The organism is Dehalococcoides sp. UCH007, assembly GCF_001010485.1.
GTDB lineage: Bacteria > Chloroflexota > Dehalococcoidia > Dehalococcoidales > Dehalococcoidaceae > Dehalococcoides > Dehalococcoides mccartyi_A.
In genome coordinates this window covers 709989-727678 of record NZ_AP014722.1, presented here as the reverse complement: position 1 = coordinate 727678, position 17690 = coordinate 709989, and the positions used below count along the sequence as shown (strand labels likewise).

General features: G+C 42.2%; 18 protein-coding genes and 1 tRNA gene. 10 read left to right on the top strand and 9 right to left on the bottom strand.

Annotation, left to right across the window (positions count from 1 at the left end):
• Positions 1-24: 24 nt before the first annotated feature.
• Together UCH007_RS03870 and UCH007_RS03865 are read right to left on the bottom strand one after the other, a co-directional pair.
• Complete coding sequence (locus tag UCH007_RS03870; RefSeq protein ID WP_023652347.1) at positions 25-396, bottom strand: NADH-quinone oxidoreductase subunit A; 372 nt, start codon at positions 394-396, stop codon at positions 25-27.
• A 276-nt stretch (positions 397-672) separates the two neighbouring features.
• Positions 673-1755 (bottom strand): type IV pilus twitching motility protein PilT, encoded by a 1083-nt coding sequence (locus UCH007_RS03865; RefSeq protein ID WP_041330915.1) that lies wholly within the window; start codon positions 1753-1755, stop codon positions 673-675.
• Positions 1756-1974: 219 nt separating this feature from the next.
• On the opposite strand from UCH007_RS03865, the gene UCH007_RS03860 reads away from it, so the two are divergent.
• The 7 genes from UCH007_RS03860 to UCH007_RS03830 all read left to right on the top strand — a co-directional run bounded on the left by UCH007_RS03860 (position 1975) and on the right by UCH007_RS03830 (position 6922).
• Positions 1975-3201, top strand: coding sequence for a homocysteine biosynthesis protein (locus tag UCH007_RS03860; RefSeq protein WP_023652345.1), 1227 nt, complete (start codon positions 1975-1977; stop codon positions 3199-3201).
• An 8-nt stretch (positions 3202-3209) separates the two neighbouring features.
• Positions 3210-3620 carry an NIL domain-containing protein gene (locus UCH007_RS03855; RefSeq protein ID WP_012882077.1) on the top strand — a complete coding sequence of 137 codons (411 nt, stop codon included), beginning with the start codon at positions 3210-3212 and terminating at the stop codon, positions 3618-3620.
• A 9-nt stretch (positions 3621-3629) separates the two neighbouring features.
• On the top strand, positions 3630-4379 hold the full coding sequence (locus UCH007_RS03850) for a UPF0280 family protein (protein ID WP_046961102.1): 750 nt from the start codon (positions 3630-3632) through the stop codon (positions 4377-4379).
• Positions 4380-4522: 143 nt separating this feature from the next.
• Entirely contained in the window at positions 4523-4777 is a 255-nt protein-coding gene (locus tag UCH007_RS03845; protein WP_046961101.1) for a hypothetical protein, read from the top strand.
• A gap of 26 nt (positions 4778-4803) precedes the next feature.
• Positions 4804-5004 carry a hypothetical protein gene (locus UCH007_RS03840; RefSeq protein ID WP_023652343.1) on the top strand — a complete coding sequence of 67 codons (201 nt, stop codon included), beginning with the start codon at positions 4804-4806 and terminating at the stop codon, positions 5002-5004.
• Between the two features lie 249 nt (positions 5005-5253).
• Positions 5254-6132, top strand: coding sequence for a PAC2 family protein (locus tag UCH007_RS03835; protein ID WP_231854743.1), 879 nt, complete (start codon positions 5254-5256; stop codon positions 6130-6132).
• The gene (locus tag UCH007_RS03830) at positions 6122-6922 is read left to right on the top strand and encodes a PAC2 family protein (RefSeq protein WP_231854742.1); all 801 of its coding nucleotides are present in this window, start codon (positions 6122-6124) and stop codon (positions 6920-6922) included. The genes UCH007_RS03835 and UCH007_RS03830 overlap by 11 nt, the downstream gene beginning before the upstream one ends.
• Before the next feature lie 8 nt (positions 6923-6930).
• On the opposite strand, the gene UCH007_RS03825 is transcribed toward UCH007_RS03830, so the two are convergent.
• From UCH007_RS03825 to UCH007_RS03800, 6 genes are all read right to left on the bottom strand, one after another.
• A complete protein-coding gene (locus UCH007_RS03825) occupies positions 6931-7626 on the bottom strand; it encodes a hypothetical protein (RefSeq protein ID WP_046961098.1) in 696 nt (231 codons plus the stop codon).
• Between the two features lie 59 nt (positions 7627-7685).
• Positions 7686-8141 carry a rubrerythrin gene (locus UCH007_RS03820; protein ID WP_046961097.1) on the bottom strand — a complete coding sequence of 152 codons (456 nt, stop codon included), beginning with the start codon at positions 8139-8141 and terminating at the stop codon, positions 7686-7688.
• 250 nt (positions 8142-8391) lie between these two features.
• On the bottom strand, positions 8392-9063 hold the full coding sequence (locus UCH007_RS03815; protein WP_046961096.1) for a phosphoribosyltransferase: 672 nt from the start codon (positions 9061-9063) through the stop codon (positions 8392-8394).
• A 39-nt stretch (positions 9064-9102) separates the two neighbouring features.
• Entirely contained in the window at positions 9103-10212 is a 1110-nt protein-coding gene (locus UCH007_RS03810) for an aminopeptidase (RefSeq protein ID WP_046961095.1), read from the bottom strand.
• A gap of 139 nt (positions 10213-10351) precedes the next feature.
• The gene (locus UCH007_RS03805; RefSeq protein WP_023652336.1) at positions 10352-11737 is read right to left on the bottom strand and encodes an MFS transporter; all 1386 of its coding nucleotides are present in this window, start codon (positions 11735-11737) and stop codon (positions 10352-10354) included.
• Position 11738: 1 nt separating this feature from the next.
• Positions 11739-13013: an ArsB/NhaD family transporter gene (locus UCH007_RS03800; RefSeq protein WP_023652335.1), complete on the bottom strand. Its 1275-nt coding sequence runs from the start codon at positions 13011-13013 to the stop codon at positions 11739-11741.
• A 364-nt stretch (positions 13014-13377) separates the two neighbouring features.
• On the opposite strand from UCH007_RS03800, the gene UCH007_RS03795 reads away from it, so the two are divergent.
• From UCH007_RS03795 to UCH007_RS03785, 3 genes are all read left to right on the top strand, one after another.
• Positions 13378-13713: a helix-turn-helix transcriptional regulator gene (locus UCH007_RS03795; protein ID WP_023652334.1), complete on the top strand. Its 336-nt coding sequence runs from the start codon at positions 13378-13380 to the stop codon at positions 13711-13713.
• Positions 13714-13817: 104 nt separating this feature from the next.
• Positions 13818-13893 (top strand) — tRNA-Lys (locus UCH007_RS03790).
• Between the two features lie 244 nt (positions 13894-14137).
• A complete protein-coding gene (locus UCH007_RS03785; RefSeq protein ID WP_046961094.1) occupies positions 14138-14782 on the top strand; it encodes a LexA family transcriptional regulator in 645 nt (214 codons plus the stop codon).
• Positions 14783-14814: 32 nt separating this feature from the next.
• On the opposite strand, the gene UCH007_RS03780 is transcribed toward UCH007_RS03785, so the two are convergent.
• Positions 14815-17661, bottom strand: coding sequence for an MMPL family transporter (locus tag UCH007_RS03780; RefSeq protein ID WP_231854741.1), 2847 nt, complete (start codon positions 17659-17661; stop codon positions 14815-14817).
• Between the last annotated feature and the right edge of the window lie 29 nt (positions 17662-17690).

Here is a 17690-nt window from a genome sequence, read left to right as displayed (position 1 = left end):
GCAGGCTTAGCGGTTTATCAGAGTTTAATTCCATTCCAAAGCCCCCTTCTTCCATGCATACAGGTAGCCCGCCAAGACTATAAGCAAAAAGATAAATACTATTCCAAAAGCGTAAAATCCCAAAGAACCAATTTGAGTTGCCCAGGGGAAAAGAAAGACTAGCAATACATCAAAAGCTATAAGCAAGAGTGCATAGTAGTAATAACGGAAATTGAACTGAACCCAGGTACGGCCGTGAGTCTCCACGCCGCACTCGTAAGCGGCATTTTTAACTTTATCAGGCTTGTTAGGTATAATGCCTATTTTTTGCAGGAGAACCGGCAGTCCTAATACTACCGCTGTGAAAAGTATTGCAGCTACAAGGAATAGTGCAATATAGCCGTAATCAATCAGCATAATTCCTCCCCTGAAATACTTTTTACTACTATAGCATTAGTCCCCTTTCCGAGTAAAGTTTAATTATGAAGTAATGGTATTGCAAAATAGTATATATAAGTGTTAAAAGTTCTATAAAAGACTAAAATTAATAATAAAGTCTAATACTAAAGTATTAGAACTTATCTAGCCGATACCGGGATAATATGTAAAAAAAAGTATGGGCGGGTTGTACATCCGTATCACCCGCCCATACTAAAAATCTATATAAAACGATGTAGGTTTCTAGTGATGTATTCAGAACTGATTTTGCTTGGTTTGTTGGTATGCAAGCAGTTTTTGCAATCTTTCCGGATTGCTGCTTTTTAGCATGGCTTCTTCAAGCGAAACCATATTTTGGCGTACCAGGTTTGCCAAAGATTGGTCAAGTGTCTGCATACCGTCTTTGGAGCTTAACTGCATTACATTGTGAAGTTCATGGGCTTTTTTATCACGTATCAGGTTGCGTACGGCAGTATTTGCCACCATTATTTCAAAAGCAGCTACCCGCCCTTTACCTTCCAGTTTGGGTAACAGGGTTTGCACCAGCACTGCCTCAATAACCAGAGACAGCTGCATGCGTATCTGCTGCTGCTGGTCAGGAGGGAATATATCTATCAGACGGTCTATAGTCTGAGGGGCATCTGTGGTATGAAGAGTACCCACTACTAGGTGGCCTGTTTCAGCGGCACTGATGGCGGTAGAAATAGTCTCCAGGTCACGCATTTCACCCACCAAAATCACATCAGGGTCATGACGAAGGGCATGTTTCAAAGCAGTAGAAAAAGACTTGGTATCGTCACCCAAATCTCTCTGGGCAATAATGCAGCGGTTATTTGTGTACAGGTATTCAATAGGGTCTTCGATAGTAATAACGTTGCGTGAATCTGTATTGTTCAGGTGGTCAACCATTGCGGCCATGGTGGTGGATTTACCGCTTCCGGTAGGGCCGGTTACCAGTATAAGCCCGCGCGGTTTCAGAATAAGCTCTTTGCAGATTTTTGGTACGCCCAGTTCATCTATGCTTCGTATCTGAAAAGGTACTTGGCGGAAGGCAATGCTGATAGAACCGCGTTGTCTCATCACATTTACCCTGAAACGGGCCACTCCGGCTACGCTATAGGCAAAGTCCAGCTCTTTTTCCGCATAAAATATTTCACGCTGTTCGGGCGTGGTTATCTCTTCCAGTATCTGCTCAATCGCCTTGTTGTATAAAACCGGCCAGTCTGTCTGAGGCTTAAGTGCACCATCTATCCTGAGTACGGGAGGGTTTGGCACCCGGAGATGCAAATCCGAGGCTTTTTTGTCTACCGCTATTTTCAATAATTCGTCAGCGCGCATTTGTCTTCCTTTTAAACAGGTATGATATCATACTATAGTATAAGTTAGTTTTAGTAAGTTAAATCCCCCAAAAGTACTACTTCGTTTTATTATATTATAACTATATTACCACTGCAGCAGATATATTTGTTTGAAGACTACTATTGTAAGTGATATAGTTATCTAAATTTTAGCTTGAAGACGTACCTGTTTCAGGCTTTGTTTCAGGCGAGGGCTGAGATGCAAAAAACGCTGGAGGAAATAAACCAGAGAGTTAAAGAAGGCAAAGCTGTTGTCCTTACGGCCGAAGAAATTGTAGGTTATGCCAAAGAAAAAGGGCTGAAAACTACCTTCAAAGAGGTTGATGTGGTTACCACTGGTACTTTCGGCCCTATGTGCTCCTCTGGGGTTTATTTTAATATAGGCCATACCAATCCCCGTATGAAACTAGGCGGAGGCCGGGCGTATTTAAATGATGTGCCAGCCTATGCAGCTTTTGCGGCGGCAGATTTGTTTATCGGTGCTAACGCTTTACCGGATGATGATCCCCGAAACCGCATTCACCCGGGTGAGTTCAATTACGGCGGCGGGCACGTGATAGAAGAATTGGTGGCCGGCAAAGATATACGTCTTGAAGCCAGCGCTTATGGAACAGACTGCTATCCCCGCCGGAGACTTTCCAGCTATATAAATATAAAAGACCTTAACGAAGCTGTGCTGTTTAATATGCGTAACGCCTACCAGAACTATAATGTAGCTGTTAATCTTTCTGACAAAACCATCTATACCTATATGGGTGTTTTAAAACCTAATATGGGCAACATAAATTATTGCACTGCCGGTATGCTGTCGCCTCTCCTTAATGACCCTTATTACCGTACGATAGGCATTGGCAGTCGCATATTTTTAGGCGGAGGTGTCGGTTATATCGCATGGCAAGGTACCCAGCATAACCCCGGTGTTCCCCGAACCGATAGCGGTGTACCCAAAGGCGGGGCAGGTACGCTGACCGTTATAGGTGACCTGAAACAAATGGACTCCCGGTATCTTGTTGGTACCAGTATGTTGGGATATGGAGTAACTTTATCTGTAGGTATCGGTGTACCTATACCTATACTCTCCGAAGAGATACTTGAGTCTACGCTTGTTACAGATAATGATATTATCGGTACAGTTATCGATTATTCGTCTGCTTATCCGAATCTGCGTTCCGGTGCGGTTGCCGAAGTTACTTATGCCCAACTGCGCAGTGGCAGTGTAAGTATAAACGGTAAAAATATACCTACTGCTTCACTTTGCAGCTATTCGCGTGCCAGGGAAATTGCCGGTAAACTAAAAGACTGGATTGAGCAGGGCAGATTTGAAATTACCAGTCCGGTTGCACCTCTGCCGGGAATAGACTCCGGTCTTAAAATACGGCCGTTTAAAGAACGCCCGCTGAGTGACGATAATCATCATCTCCTGTAGGTGGTAACATGAAGACATCTAAAAGAATAGTTTTACGCTTTCCTCAAAGACTGGTAGACCGGCCTATTGTTTACCACCTTATACGGGATTTTGATTTGGCTTTTAATATTCTCAAAGCATCAATAACCCCAGATAAAGAGGGGCTGATGGTGCTGGAGATTACCGGTGAACGTGAGGCGTATGACAAGGGTATTGCCTATCTGAATGAAGCCGGCGTCAAGATAGATTCTTTAAGCCGTGAAGTAACCCGCAACGAAAATCGTTGTACGCACTGCGGAGCGTGTGTGACTATGTGTCCAGTAGATGCTTTCAGCATAGATAGTGAGAGCAGAGAGATTAAGTTTGATGCCAAAAAATGCATAGTTTGCGGCATATGTATTCAATCATGCCCTCCGCGGGCTATGGAACTGCACTTTTAGCGGGATAATATGTATGAACCCCGTACATACCGAAACTGGGTAAATGCCGGACGCCTGCACTCCTTTCAAGTGGTTGAAGAGGAATCGGATTTATTAATACTGGCTGCAACAGAACTTAAAGAAGTAGCATATTTTTTTGTCAGGAAGTACCGTAAGGAAATCACGGATTATATCAAGCGTTATCCTGTCTTTGCCTCCAGTCTCAAACCTGTCAAAATTTATCCTGATTCCAGCCCCATTATACGCGATATGGCTGAAGCTGCAGCTAAAGCAGATGTAGGGCCTATGGCAGCTGTTGCCGGGGCAGTAGCCCAATATGTTGGCAAAGAGCTTTTAGCATATAGTCCGGAGATTCTGGTTGAAAACGGCGGAGATATATTTGTACATACTCTTTCCGCCAGACGGATTGGCATATTTGCCGGCAAATCTCCTTTGAGCGGTACATTGGCATTGGAAATAAGTCCCGAAAATAGTCCCTTAGGGATTTGCACATCGTCCGGTACGGTAGGGCATAGTTTTAGTTTCGGCAAGGCTGATGCGGCCATGGTTGTATCAACCTCGGCCATTTTGGCAGATGCTGCTGCCACTGCGGTAGCCAATCTGGTGAAAACCTGTGAGGATATTCCGTCAGCATTGGAATATGGGCAGAAAATAGAGGGAGTACACGGTCTGGTACTTATCAAAGATGACAAAATAGGGATTTGGGGTGATATAAAACTTTGCCCTTTTAAGCCTAATGGCGATGGGGAAGTATCCTAATAACTAAAGATATGGTAAAGTATGTCGGTATATACTTGGATGGGGGCAGCGTATTGTTGCACGAGTGTCTTCTCCTATCTTTCAAAATAATACCCGGTTGATAAAGCGGGATAAAGTAAAATAACATCAATGGAGGAATGGGGATGGCACCACGTTTTCTAAAAGGCCAAAGAGTAAAAATACTTTCAGTCCGTTTAGCCAACATGACCTCCAAATACCCTGAAATTGATAAATATGTTTCTGAAACCGGCATAATTATCGAAGATTATTTTGTACGTTATATGGATCCCAAAAATGAAAACCCACCCATAACCAGCTATATGTACTCTATAAAACTGGATACCACCCGACGTTTGATAACTGTAGCCGAAGATGCGCTTGAGATATATCTGGGCTGATTGGCTGGTCTAAGAGGGTTTTTGCCATGCCTGACTTGCAAGATGAATATTTAGCTGGAAGAGCAGCGGAAAATCTGGTAAAACAGCAGCATGCCAAGTTAGTACGCGGTGCCATAATAAAAGCTTTCTTTTCTCCGCGGGTTATTTTGACCTTTGTTCTTATTTTGTTAATAAGTATCAGTGGATTCTTTTTATTCGGAAAATTGCTGGGGTTATTCGAAAACTGAAATTAACCCTTTAAACATACCAATATACAATATTGTCATGTTTCTTTTACATCAGTAAAAATCCAGCAGATTCTTTAAGCAGTATTATGCCTTGAAAAGGGTGTAGCTGTTTATTATGAAACCCTCAAACATGTACTATTTAGCATACTAAATAACGGCGGGCTGAATTGCCGTTTAAATTAATTTTAATATATTATTGTAAGGGGTATAAGCAAAGGTATGGGAATAATTTACCATAATAAGCCGGAAATGAAATCCCCAATAATGCTGGCGGCTTGGCCGGGTGTTGGCAACGTGGGTATCGTGACCCTGGCCACTTTGCGTGATCATCTTGGGGCAGGAGTTCTGGCAGATATAGAACCTGAAGAGTTTTTTTACCCTGCCGGAGTAAGTATTAAAAATGGTGTTCAACAGGAACTGCGTTTTCCTTTAAGCCGTTTTTATTATCAGCAGTGGTGTGGTCAGGATATCATAATATTCATGGGAGACGAACAGCCTGCTGATGGGCAGAACACTTATGCGCAGGGAAGCCGGGCACACCGCATGGCAAACCGTGTATTGGACGTAGCCGAAGAATTGGGCTGTCAGCGTATTATCACCTTTGGCGCAGCAGTCACCATGACTCACCATAAAATCAAACCCAAGGTTTGGACTGTTGCCAACAATAAAAACTTTCTCGGTATGATACAGGAACGTTTGCCTGAGGAACTCAAGAGTAATCTGGCAGGCAAGAATTTTGTAACCAATATTTCCGGCCTCAACGGGCTTTTACTGGGCGTAGCCCAAAAACGAAAGATATCTGCTGCGTGTCTCATGGGCGAAATACCTGATTACCTTTCCCACTTACCGTTGGTTTATCCGCATGCTTCCCGTTCTTCTCTTGAAGCCTTAAGATATGTGATACGTATCAGCGTAGATTTATTCCGGATGGATGAATCGGTTAGAGAAATTGATGAGATGATTGCAGATATGTACTCCCGTTTTCCGGAATTGGTGCGTCAGAAGCTGGATAACCGTTATCATCAAAGCGAAAACCAAGGGATTTCCGATGATGATGAAAAGTGGCTCAAAGAAAATATAAATGAATTTTTCAAGAAAGACCATAACCAGAATGAACATGGAAGTTAAGAAATTGCAGGCAAAATGTCTGATTATTGCCTGGCAAGGTGAATTCGGTTTACTGAGCGAAAGAGTACTGGCGGAGATGGAAAAACAGGATACCATCTCTGTTGTATTTGAACTGGAGATAGAGAAATATTTCTCACTCAGCGGCATAGCTGTAAGAGAAGATCTAGCAAACTTCCCTGCAGGTACACTGAAATACCTGTCCGGCAGGCAGTTGCTTATATTCAAGGGGAGTATTCCGGAATTTAACCAGTATGATTACATAAGTAAACTTATAAAAGCCGCCGCGGACTATCAGGCAAATGAAATTATCTGTTTGGGCAGTGTAGGTGCCATGATTTCACACACAGCACCTCATCGCCTTATGGCGGTAGTAAATTCAGATATCCATAAATACAGTTTGGAAAATGCAGGGGTTGAGTGCAATATGAATTTTGACACCCCGCCCAACCAAAAGGTAGATATAAACTCATTTGTGATTTGGCAGGCCGGTAAATGCGGAATAAATGCCATGAGCCTGTGGCAGGTTTTACCATTCTATCTGCAAACAAGCGGTGATGCTGCAGCTGAGTTACTTCTTCTTGAATTTCTGCGTGATAGATTTGAACTGGAGATAGATTTGGACGAGATAAGTCAGAGGGCGCAATATCAATCTGACCAGATACAAAATCTAAGGCAAACCAATGCGCAGGTGGAAAACGGATTAAGTATGTTGGAAGGCGGGCTTAGTCTGGATAGCGTTGTCCGTAACCAGCTGAGTGACCAGATAAGCCGCCTTTTTGATAACTGTTAATTTAATGATTATTTAGTGCCATTAGCATGAGGTGTGTTTCCCGGATCTTCGGCAATACATGAATCAATATCATCACCTTCTGACTGAGCCGGTATTTTATCACGGCGTTCTCTAAGCCAGCGGTGAATTTCATCCAGAACCGGCGGAGCTACGCTGAAGACTTCAATATCCGTGGGAAATTGCATTAAATTGCCTTCGCGGATAAAAAGTACACCGGCCTGATTTTCTTTTATTATTTCACTTATCCGGTTGCGGATAAACTCATATCTGCTCTTTACCGCCTGAATGAATTTTTCGGATACCAGTTTTGATACATTTTGGCTGGTAAAACCTATAAGCATAAATCGTTCCCAATCCAGACATTCCCTCACCAGTTCATTATCTTCAGTCAGCTCTACAGTTGCGCCCTTTTCTATAAAACGGAGAGCCATTTCTTTGCTTACAGGGCTAAAATTGGTCAATACATCCAGCCCTTCAATCCCGTTTTGGTCTACAGATTCGTGAAATACATAATTGACACTACCGATGCGGCTTTCCAGATGGGCAAGCTGCACCCCAACTTCTTTCCAGTAACGGCTAAGCATAGCTTCATATTCTGGGGGAGCTTCCTTCCAGCCGAGCACCAGCGGCACAACGTAAAGTTTCTTTTTATCCGTATATTTATTGCTTTCGGGTTTTTGTATTTTAGCGATATCTTCAGACACTTTAACCTCCTGATTGTTGGGTATTCATGTATTTTAACAGCAAAATTCTGTCTACGAACCTAATTTTCTATGAAAAACAGGTCATCATAAATCAGTTCCAGTTTTAGTTTGTGTTCCAATTCTTCGGCAGCCAGAAAACGGCACATATCTTTGGCTTCCTGACTTATAAAGGTAGACATAAGATGGGAATAGAACTCTGCAGCTGATTGCTCTTCCTTAATAGCATAAAGAAGTATGTCCTGCAGACCTGATCCTTCCAGTTGTGTACCGCCTTTAATATAGGTATCCAGCTTAAGAGTTTGCAAACGGGGAGTGACAGCCTTCGGTTTAAATTTGCCTTTGACCAGCAAATCTTTAAGTATTTTTAGATGACCTTCTTCGTTCTGTATCAGTGTTTCTAAAAGCTGTATAACCGATGTATCGTTGGTTTTTTGCATGGCAAACTGGTAAAGTGACTGAGAGGCAACTTCTTTGTATATCGCCGCTTCAATCAACTCTTTTAGTTCTTCACTCATTCGGCAAAATCCTTTCCTTCTCCTGGGGATATTTGTGTCAGCTATATCAAATATTGTTTTGCTACAAAACCTATTATAACAGGCAAATCCTTTCCAGGGTAATCAATTTAATAAACACGTTATATATTTATAACATGTTTATCAGCTCAAAGGCCCGCAAAATAATCCCGGCGTAAAAAATATGAGTTAAAACCGCCAGATGTATATAAAATATAACCTCCGGCAGAGTAAATCTATTTGGTTCTGGTTTCTATAATATATGGCGAAAACGCTTTAATATATTAAGCACATTATCGTCATCTACTTGGGTAAAATAGTAATAATACTGTCCGACTGATTCAAATTTCTTAGGGCACTTTAAGCAGATAACCTCATCCGCTAAATGTTCCAGCCGCCTAAGAGTACTTTCCGAGCCTACCGGGATGGCTGCTATAAGATAGGCAGGGCATTCCTGCCGTACTGATGTTAAAGCTGCTTCAAAGGTAGAACCGGTAGCTATGCCGTCATCGGTTATTATAACCAGGTGATTATTCAGGGGGATACGGGGGATAACTTCCCTGTAAACACGTGCCTGCCGTTTAAGCTCGTCAAGCTGAAATTCAGCCTCTTTATGCACATATTCAAGGGGAATCTCCAGTTGATGGATCAGGTGGTGGTTTAAATATGCCTGGCCATTTTCAGATATTGAACCTATGGCTAGTTCCGGGTTGGATGGGGCACGGAGTTTGCGGGAAAGGACTATATCCAGTCTGGCATCTCTAAGGCGGTCAGCTATTTGGGAAGCAATAACCACCCCGCCGCGGGGTATACCTAGTACAACTGCCTGTTTACCCTTCAGATTACCAAGTTCAATAGCTAAAAAAGCACCGGCTTCGTACCTGTCCGTAAAAGACGAATGGTCTTGTGATACGATTTTAAGCATATCCCGCCACCCCGCCATAATTATTTTGACTATATAAAATTAGTATTCGATAATAAATTTACCGTTTTTATACAATAGCTCACCGTCTACCCATATCTCGCCGCCGTCCCGCAGGTCGCATACCATATCCCAGTGGATAGCAGATTTATTTACACTGCCGGTTTCAGGATAACCTGCGCCACAGGCCAGATGAAAACTTCCCCCTATTTTTTCATCAAAGAGTATTTGCTTGGTAAATTTTTGGATTCCTTCACTTGTACCTATAGCAAATTCACCCAAATACCTAGCGCCGGAGTCAGTATCCAATGTTTTAAGCAGGAATTCTTCATTGGTTTCGGCAGTTGCTTTCACTACTTTGCCTTTTTTGAACCAAAGACGTATCCCGGTAACTTCGCGTCCGGCTTCTATGGCCGGATATGAGAAATATACATGCCCTTCGGCACTATCTTCTACAGGGCCGGTAAATACTTCCCCATCAGGCATATTAAGCTTTCCATCACAACTTATGAACTTTCGTCCCTCAATGCTCAGGTGCAAATCAGTATCTTTGGCTTTGATATGTACCTGTTTTTTACCTTTAAGCCAATCTACTACTTTTTGCTGGCGCTTATTCAGATTTTTCCAAAAGGCTACAGGGTCATTCATATCCGGCAGGCAGGCATTGTAAACAAAATCAGTATATTCTTCCAAACTCATCCCTGCATCCTGAGCATATCCGTTAGTGGGATAAATAGCTAAAACCCAGCGGAAATTCCCCTCTGCTGTTCGTCTCATACTGGTTTCCATAAGGTCGGTGCGGGCTTTTTCAAAGGCCACCATTTTTCGGGGATCAACACTGGTCATGGCTTTAGTATTTTCTTCAGCCAGCAGGTGGATAGTGGCATCATAATGTTCCGTAATATATCTCTGTGGAAAATGAACATAGCTTATTTGTTCATCAGAACCATATCTCAGCAGATATTCCAGAAACTCATTTTTAGAAACTTGCATTAATGGATGACCGCCGGCAGCTAGTATTTTCTTGTATACTTCTGCTGCCAGAGGCAATGCACTGCTAAAATAGTTAACGGCAACCTTATCGCCGGGTTTTACCTCGATAGAGTAGTTAACAAGTAAATCGGCCAGTTTTTCAGTACGCGGGTCAACCATGGCAAGCCTCACTTAAGATATATTACGGTTTATTATAGTACTGGAGATTGGCAAATCCAACTGGCACGGCAGGGCATTTACATAAATATATATATACGCAAACGTATTTTTGTAACAGGCCGAGGTAAATTTTTACAAACTAGAAACGGATAATCAGCTGGAATATCCTTATCACTATTCCAGAGCGGAGCGGCTGGCGGAAAATGCGCGGCAGCTGAAATATAGACTGAGATATAATTTTGATTTTTAGAGCCAATAAATCCAGTTTATAGGCAGAAATAAATGCCTGCGGTATAGGATTTTCCTTGAGTTTCATTTCTTTAATACCATTTATAAACAGGCTCACTACTATTGCTCTGGCTATTACCGAAACAAGAAAAAGACTTAGCATGTGATAGCCGTTCAGCTGGGGCAAAATACTGACTAAGAAACCTCCCGTAAGTGCCCCTAAAGCAATCCCCAGACTGTTTCCGCCTGTGTAAAGTGCAAAACCCCGCATGCGGTTACGGCGGTTTGAACTTTCAAAAATGTAGTTGGTACCGGATAGCAGAAAACCTGCCCATATTATTCCTGAAAGCGCCTGAACACCTATCAGATAATATATGTTATGGCTGAATATCCAGAGCAAAGGCACAACAGGCACAAAAATACTGCATAATTTAAGTATTTTTACGTTACCGCATATATCACAAACCCTTCCCCAAACCTTCATAAATACGAAGTTGGCAACTGAAGCTGAGGAAATTACTATTATATAAGTCAGATAATCAAAGCCAAGCTCACGCAGCATATAAACAGCAAAAAATGGGGCGGCAATATAAGTACTGAAATTTATAAGCGCTGAATAAGATATAAATTTCCCCATGGGGGTTTTATTCAGATCCATTACCAAAGCTTTCATGCTTACGCCATCTTTCACAGGGGCTTTGGCTTGAGGGTCTTCCATTTTATTTAAAAAGAAACTTGAAATAAAACGAGCTAAACTGGCACCGAAAAATATAAGCCCAAAACCCAAAAACAGGGTATCCGTACTTATCTGCAAAAGTAAGCCGCTGGCCAGCGAAAATGCCAGAGTCATTATGCCGGCTATCATGCCGCGATAGCCGAAGAAACGCCCCCGAATAGAGCCCGGCACCAAATCAGCCATCAGACTTGACCAGGCAGGATTACCAAGTGAACCAAACATAGTACCCAGTGTGTACCAGAGTATTAGCCACCAAACTCCGAAATCACGGAAAAGCACAGGCATAATAAAAGCAGGTAAAAAGCATACAGCTTGCAATAATACTGCTTTGAACACGAAACTCTTGCGGCTCTGAGCCCTTTCAGAAAGAAATGGGGCAAAGAGCTGTGAGAAAGCAACTGATAAGTTCGGTAAAGCCGACAGTATACCAATTTGAGGTACGGAAGCTTTTAGTGCCAGAGCGAAAGGAGTTACGTAGTCCTGGGTAAGCCCCAGCATTGCTGAATATGCCGCTCCGTCTTTTATGCTATTATCCAAACTCTTGCGAGTGATTGTTTTCATACTAATTACTCAATTTCCCCAACTGAAATATGGCCAAAGTTGATATCAGAAGCACCGGAGGAGTGATGAGCAGCCCCAGTTTTGTGTATTCCATGGGCTTTATTGTCAGCCCCCGTTTACGTAAGAGAATAAGCCAAAGCATAGTAGATAATGAGCCCATTATAAGCAGATTAGGCCCCAAATCTGCGCCCAAAATAGCCTGATAGACCAGCCATGCATTGCCGCCACTGATATCAGTTATGACGGATAAACTGGATACTGAAACCATCATCATCGGCCAGTTATTTATAAAATTGGAACCGATAGCTGTGCCGAAAGACGTAATCAACCCGGTTTCCAGTTGGCCACCACTAGCCATAGTTCCGGAAAGCCAGTTACCAAGCGTCGTAGTCAACCCGGCATTTTCCAACCCATTTACCATGAAAGCCAACCCCAGAACAAATGGCAGTATGGACCATGAAACAGAATGTCTGAGATGATTGAAATCCATTTTTTTATAAACTAAGGTTATACCTAACAGTATAAAAGCAGTCACCATAAGCGGAATTGCAAGCGGCCACCCCATAAAGGAAGTTAAAAGACAACCTGCTGCCAGAAAAATTAATGTAAATCGGACCGAGCGTGAATAATTATTTAAGGCAACAGGTTTGTTCTCCATTATTGAAAACCTTGGTGTAAGATCACGCCGGAAAACAAAATAAAATATAGCTATTGTGATTGTAATGGCAAGTAGGCTAGGAATTAGCATAAACGTCAAATATTCACTAAGACTAAGATTAAACTTGTCTACAGCCAATAAATTTACCGGATTGGAAAATGGAAAAATCATTGAGGCTGTATTTGCCACGAAGGCACAAGCAAATACGTATGGTAAAGGTTTTAGCCCATACCGGCTAACAAGCATGAAAACTACCGGGGTAAGGAGCAGGGCAGTGGCATCATTTGACATAAACATAGTGATGATAATACCCAGAGCAAAAACTAAGCCCAACAAACGCCAAGAATTACCCTTGGAAAGTTTTAAAGCTAGATTGGCCGCCGAACTAAAAAAACCGGATAACTCTGCGAAATAACTTACCAGCATAAGACCAAAGAAAAATAATAGAATATTGAGGTTTGCCGAAAATATCTGGCTGATATTAGAAAGGGGAATAATCCCCGTAAAAAGCATAAGAAAGACACCCAAACAAATAGCCCCGGCTTCGTTAAAAGGCCGAGGTTTAAAAACCACCAGCAAAATAGTGGCCACGAATATTAACACAGGCAACCAGAGCATATTCAAAAATAATGCAGGAGAATCACCCTTGATGCGAGAGAGATTCTCCTGCCCTTTACCATCAGTGAATTACCAGTTACTTCTTAACGGGCTTGGCAGCGGGAGCGCCGGGCTTGGCAGCAGGAGCCATGGGTTTTTTGTCAACCATTGTAGTCACCCCCTTTCGTGCACTCTAATGTACCCGATGTGGCAACACTTACGTTGTCAGTTTTAGATATTGCATGCATGAATAAAATAGTTTACAATCAGGATGTTCTGTTATTCATGCTTAACTAGTTATGATATCTAAAACATGAATAATTTATCACTAATCAAAGCACTTGTCAAATGGTAAAATTGGACATAAATTTTAGGGGAGTTATGAATGGCGAGCTGGACTTTTCTTACAAACCACGCACTGGTGCTAAGTTTTTTAGCCAGACATTCACGTATTACCGCACGCGAAATTGCTGAAAATATACATATTACCGAGCGGGCTGTAAGAAAAATAATTGCCGATCTTGAAACTGAAGGTTACATAGCCAAGAAAAAAGAGGGACGTGGCATAAAATACCGCATTAACCCTGATTTATCTCTCCGCCATGAATCATATCAGGAAATAATTATAGGTGATTTTCTGGAGGGATTAGGCTGGAAACGCCGCAAAAGGAAATCTAACCTCGAAATTAAATCTATCCCGGCTGAAACCACAACAAAATAGGTGAGATTTGGCTAATAGTGACAAATATTTCAAAAATAACCCCAAAATAGCCGCTTAAAGTTTGTCAAAACCTACCCATCGATGCTAAAATAACGTCTGTTTGTGGGCCGTTAGCTCAGTTGGTAGAGCATCTGACTTTTAATCAGAGGGTCACAGGTTCGAGACCTGTACGGCCTACCACTTACTCCCTCGTGTTTTGCTAACCGTTTTTCGTCAAATATTCAGCCACCATATTACTACAATGCCTATTTTTGCTAACTAAGCATATTTTCTCTATATTTACTGCATTATTGTTTATATTTCGGTGATATACGTTTTATTGTTCCATTTATCCCGGCATATTCATGCATTTATGCGGATAAAAAACCGAAAAATACATATTGTCAATTACATAATTTAAGTGCATAATGTCTATATAATTACAATGATGAGTATAGGCGAAAAAATACGAGAGTTTCGGAAGGCCCGGGGCTGGACGCCTGAATATCTAGGCACCCGTTCAGGGCTTTCAGGACAATATATAAGAAAGCTGGAAAAAGGTGAGAGGCAGAGTATTACTCTAGCAACTGCAAATAAGCTTTCAAATGCTTTTGGTATTGAACCTGCCAAGCTTATTTCTGAAAATGAACCGGTATCCCCAAGACAGATTGAAGATATATTGGCAGAAGTCCAAACTGTTTTTAAAAGACTTGAGACAGTGGAAATCTGTGTACATGGATGCATGCCTGAACGCAAGACTCAACGAGATTTGGCATACAAGAGTTTCCTTATCCCTCGCAGCATAGTTGAAGACCGAAAGAATATTTATGCCCTTCAGGTCGAAGATAATCATCTTGAACATTTTGGGATTTATCAGGGTGAAATGGTGGTAATTCAAGCGGAACATGCTATTGAAGATGGAAATTTATACGCCTGCCAGATAGATCAAGGCGTTTACGGGTACAGCCTTTATTCCACCGAAAAGGGGCTGCGACTTTCAAATGGCAATGGTACCAGTCAGCATTTGCCTTTAACTAAGATAAAGGTTTTGGGCAGAATACTTTTAAGCTATAAATGCAAAGTATTTTAAAAACGCCTGCTGTTAACTATGGTTTACATTTTTTATTTATTCAGTTTGTGAAATGGCCACCAATTCCAGCGGCCGACTATGGTTGCCAGCGATGGCACTAAAATGCCCCGGACAATGACCGTATCCATTATAATACCGATAGCAACAGCAGCCCCCAACTGATACATGGTAAGTATGGGTGATGTGAGCATAGCCGCAAATGTTCCTCCCAGTATCAGGCCACAGGCAACAATGACTCCACCGGTTGAAGAAATGGCATTTTTTACAGCTTCTTTGATAGGTTTATTCTCGGATTCCTCGCGGATACGCGATACCAGGAAAATATTGTAATCTGAGCCAAGTGCCACAATCAAAGTAAATAGTATAATCGGTAGCATGAAGCTTATACCGGCATGCCCCAGCAAATCTTGAAAAAGCCAGGTTATAATGCCCATGGTTGACCCGTAGCTAAGCATGACTGTAAGGAGCAGATATACAGGGGCGACTATGCTTCGCAAAAGAATCAGCAAGACCAGAAAAACCCCTCCCAGGATTATCATTTGGATATTGGTGTAATCTTGTTCAATCATTTCTCTGACGTCTTGGCTAGTGGCGCTAGTACCTTGAACACCATACTCCAAACTTGAAAGTTGCCCATCCGAATTATTTGGTTGAAGTAATGCTTTTATCTCAGAAATAGTATCCATTGCCGCGTTGCTATAGGGAGAATCAGAAAGAGTTAAAAATATGCGTACGCCTGACTGATCTTCCGAATAAAACATATTAACCAGACTATTTAGCTCCGGTGAGGCCTTTATAAGTGTTTGGGATATAAAATACGGGTTGCCGTGGGCAAAAAATATACTACTTAAAGAGTGCATATTCTGGCTGAATAATCCGATTTCACCCAGCAGTATTTTAGATGTACCGGATAATGAGCTATCTGCGGGCAATGACTGTGGAAATAGGTGATAGACCCCCTGACTGCCTATTACAAACGCCAGATGTTCGGTGGAATAAGCCAGACCATACAGTCCGGAAACAATACTGCCATCGTTATTAGCTTGCGCAATCAGCGCCGCAATATTATCAATTTTTTGCATAGTTTGTTGATAGTCATATAAACCGGCAATAAAGCCATATGACTGGGCACTTTCAGCCAAATAGGCTTTAACGGCAAAAATCATTTCAATTTTGGCAGGATACCCAAGTCGTAAAGCATCTGCGGTTTGGCGAATTTGTTCAGTAAGTACATTAAGCTGGGTATCTATCTGAGCGGAATAACGGATATCCAAAAGCATATTTGTTATCTTATCAAGCGATGCCATAGAACTTTGATAGGCGGTTTCTTCTGCCACCCAAGGGAAACTTTGATTAAGCTCCGTGAGATAGTTTTTTATAAACCAAAAACCTGCCAAAGTCTGGTCGGAAACCAGCTCAGCGGGAGTTGTATTTTCTGAAGACCGGTCAGGTATTAAATTAAGTATCTGGTTTGCAGCTAAAAGTGCTGTACCTGAGGCGGCAGTACCATCCGGCTGAAGCACTGATTGTACACCATCTACACCTTTTAGGCTTTCCAGACTTGCAGTCAAATCTGACAGTTCATCAAGAATATCAGCCGTACTCAAGCTTCGTCCGTTTCTGTCCGCCAGTACCAGCGTGGTGGGCATCATCTCACCTATATTAAAATGTTCCACAAGTTTATTAAAACCTATAACAGACTCCGCATCCTGTGGGAGTTCACTGATAGTATCAAACGAAAGCCGTTGTTGCGATAGCTGGGTATAGGGTACAAAAAGCAAGCCGATTATCGCCAGAGCTATGGGTAAAGGGTGCTTGGTTGTTATAGTGCCCACCCAACTCCAGAAACGAAACTTGTTGGTAGGGGATAAGGCAGCATGCTTCTCTTTCTGGTTGGCATCAAATTTGCTTGGCCAGAATATTTTGCCGCCAAATATAGATGCCAGTGCGGGAGTAATTGTAATAGCACACAGCAGTGTAATGGCAATAGTTACACTAAGCGAAGGCCCCATAGTTTGAATCATCTGATAGCGGGCAATCGCCATGCCCATTAAGCCTACTATAAGAGCTATGGCACTGGCAGAAACAACTGCTCCAATACGTCCCAAAGCTGTTTTCAGCGCATCCCAGCGGTTTTGATCATTATGAAGTTCTTCACGGAAACGTGATATCAAAAATAAACAGTAATCTGTACCTACACCAAAAATCAGCACCACTATAAATATATCCAGCTGTGACCAGATATTTACCCCTGATTCGGCCATATAACCAAGCACACCACGGCTTACCAGATAGGCAATGCCTATCGTTAACAGAGGTACAAGTGAAGCTACCGGTGAGCGGTAGATAATAAGCAGCAAAACCGAAACCAGTATAATAGTAACTATCGTAGTCAGGTCTATACTGTCTGCCAAAGCTGCATACAGGTCATTTAACATACCCGCCTCACCTGATACATATATCTCAAGTCCTATAGGTATATCTGTAAGCCGGGAGTGAATAGCATTGATAATTATTTCAGATTGCTTGTCTTGAGCGGACTGCATCAAGCTGATATTGATTAGCATGGTAGTATTATCCGGGCTGATAAGGCGGTTGGATAGTTGAGGGTTACTGAATACCGAATCTATCTCACCAATGCCATAAGGTGCATCCTCCGAAGACAGCCATTGACTAATAAGATTCGCATAATCCATATCGGTCTGGCTGAGAGTAGATTTGTTAAACATAATCAGGTACATACCGGAAACCGAGGCCATTTCATCTGGGAAGTATTGCTTTAGCAGAGCACTGGCTTTTGTTGAATCTGAATCTGTGGGCATAAAACCGGACTGGTCCAGTTTGCTTACTTCCTGTAAGGATGGGGCGGCAAATGCCATTACAGCAGCTAGGATCACCCAGAAACTGA

Bases quoted from the DNA above. Each gene is read 5' to 3' on its own strand.
- UCH007_RS03820 (WP_046961097.1), bottom strand. From the start codon at position 8,141: ATGAGTGAAGAACTAAAAGAGTTGATTGAAGCGGCGATATACAAAGAA.
- UCH007_RS03800 (WP_023652335.1), bottom strand. From the start codon at position 13,013: ATGCTCTGGTTGCCTGTGTTAATATTCGTGGCCACTATTTTGCTGGTG.
- UCH007_RS03810 (WP_046961095.1), bottom strand. From the start codon at position 10,212: ATGGTTGACCCGCGTACTGAAAAACTGGCCGATTTACTTGTTAACTAC.
- UCH007_RS03795 (WP_023652334.1), top strand. From the start codon at position 13,378: ATGGCGAGCTGGACTTTTCTTACAAACCACGCACTGGTGCTAAGTTTT.
- UCH007_RS03865 (WP_041330915.1), bottom strand. From the start codon at position 1,755: ATGCGCGCTGACGAATTATTGAAAATAGCGGTAGACAAAAAAGCCTCG.
- UCH007_RS03845 (WP_046961101.1), top strand. From the start codon at position 4,523: ATGGCACCACGTTTTCTAAAAGGCCAAAGAGTAAAAATACTTTCAGTC.
- UCH007_RS03840 (WP_023652343.1), top strand. From the start codon at position 4,804: ATGCCTGACTTGCAAGATGAATATTTAGCTGGAAGAGCAGCGGAAAAT.
- UCH007_RS03815 (WP_046961096.1), bottom strand. From the start codon at position 9,063: ATGCTTAAAATCGTATCACAAGACCATTCGTCTTTTACGGACAGGTAC.
- UCH007_RS03785 (WP_046961094.1), top strand. From the start codon at position 14,138: ATGATGAGTATAGGCGAAAAAATACGAGAGTTTCGGAAGGCCCGGGGC.
- UCH007_RS03855 (WP_012882077.1), top strand. From the start codon at position 3,210: ATGAAGACATCTAAAAGAATAGTTTTACGCTTTCCTCAAAGACTGGTA.
- UCH007_RS03805 (WP_023652336.1), bottom strand. From the start codon at position 11,737: ATGAAAACAATCACTCGCAAGAGTTTGGATAATAGCATAAAAGACGGA.
- UCH007_RS03860 (WP_023652345.1), top strand. From the start codon at position 1,975: ATGCAAAAAACGCTGGAGGAAATAAACCAGAGAGTTAAAGAAGGCAAA.
- UCH007_RS03870 (WP_023652347.1), bottom strand. From the start codon at position 396: ATGCTGATTGATTACGGCTATATTGCACTATTCCTTGTAGCTGCAATA.
- UCH007_RS03830 (WP_231854742.1), top strand. From the start codon at position 6,122: ATGGAAGTTAAGAAATTGCAGGCAAAATGTCTGATTATTGCCTGGCAA.
- UCH007_RS03850 (WP_046961102.1), top strand. From the start codon at position 3,630: ATGTATGAACCCCGTACATACCGAAACTGGGTAAATGCCGGACGCCTG.
- UCH007_RS03780 (WP_231854741.1), bottom strand. From the start codon at position 17,661: ATGGCATTTGCCGCCCCATCCTTACAGGAAGTAAGCAAACTGGACCAG.
- UCH007_RS03835 (WP_231854743.1), top strand. From the start codon at position 5,254: ATGAAATCCCCAATAATGCTGGCGGCTTGGCCGGGTGTTGGCAACGTG.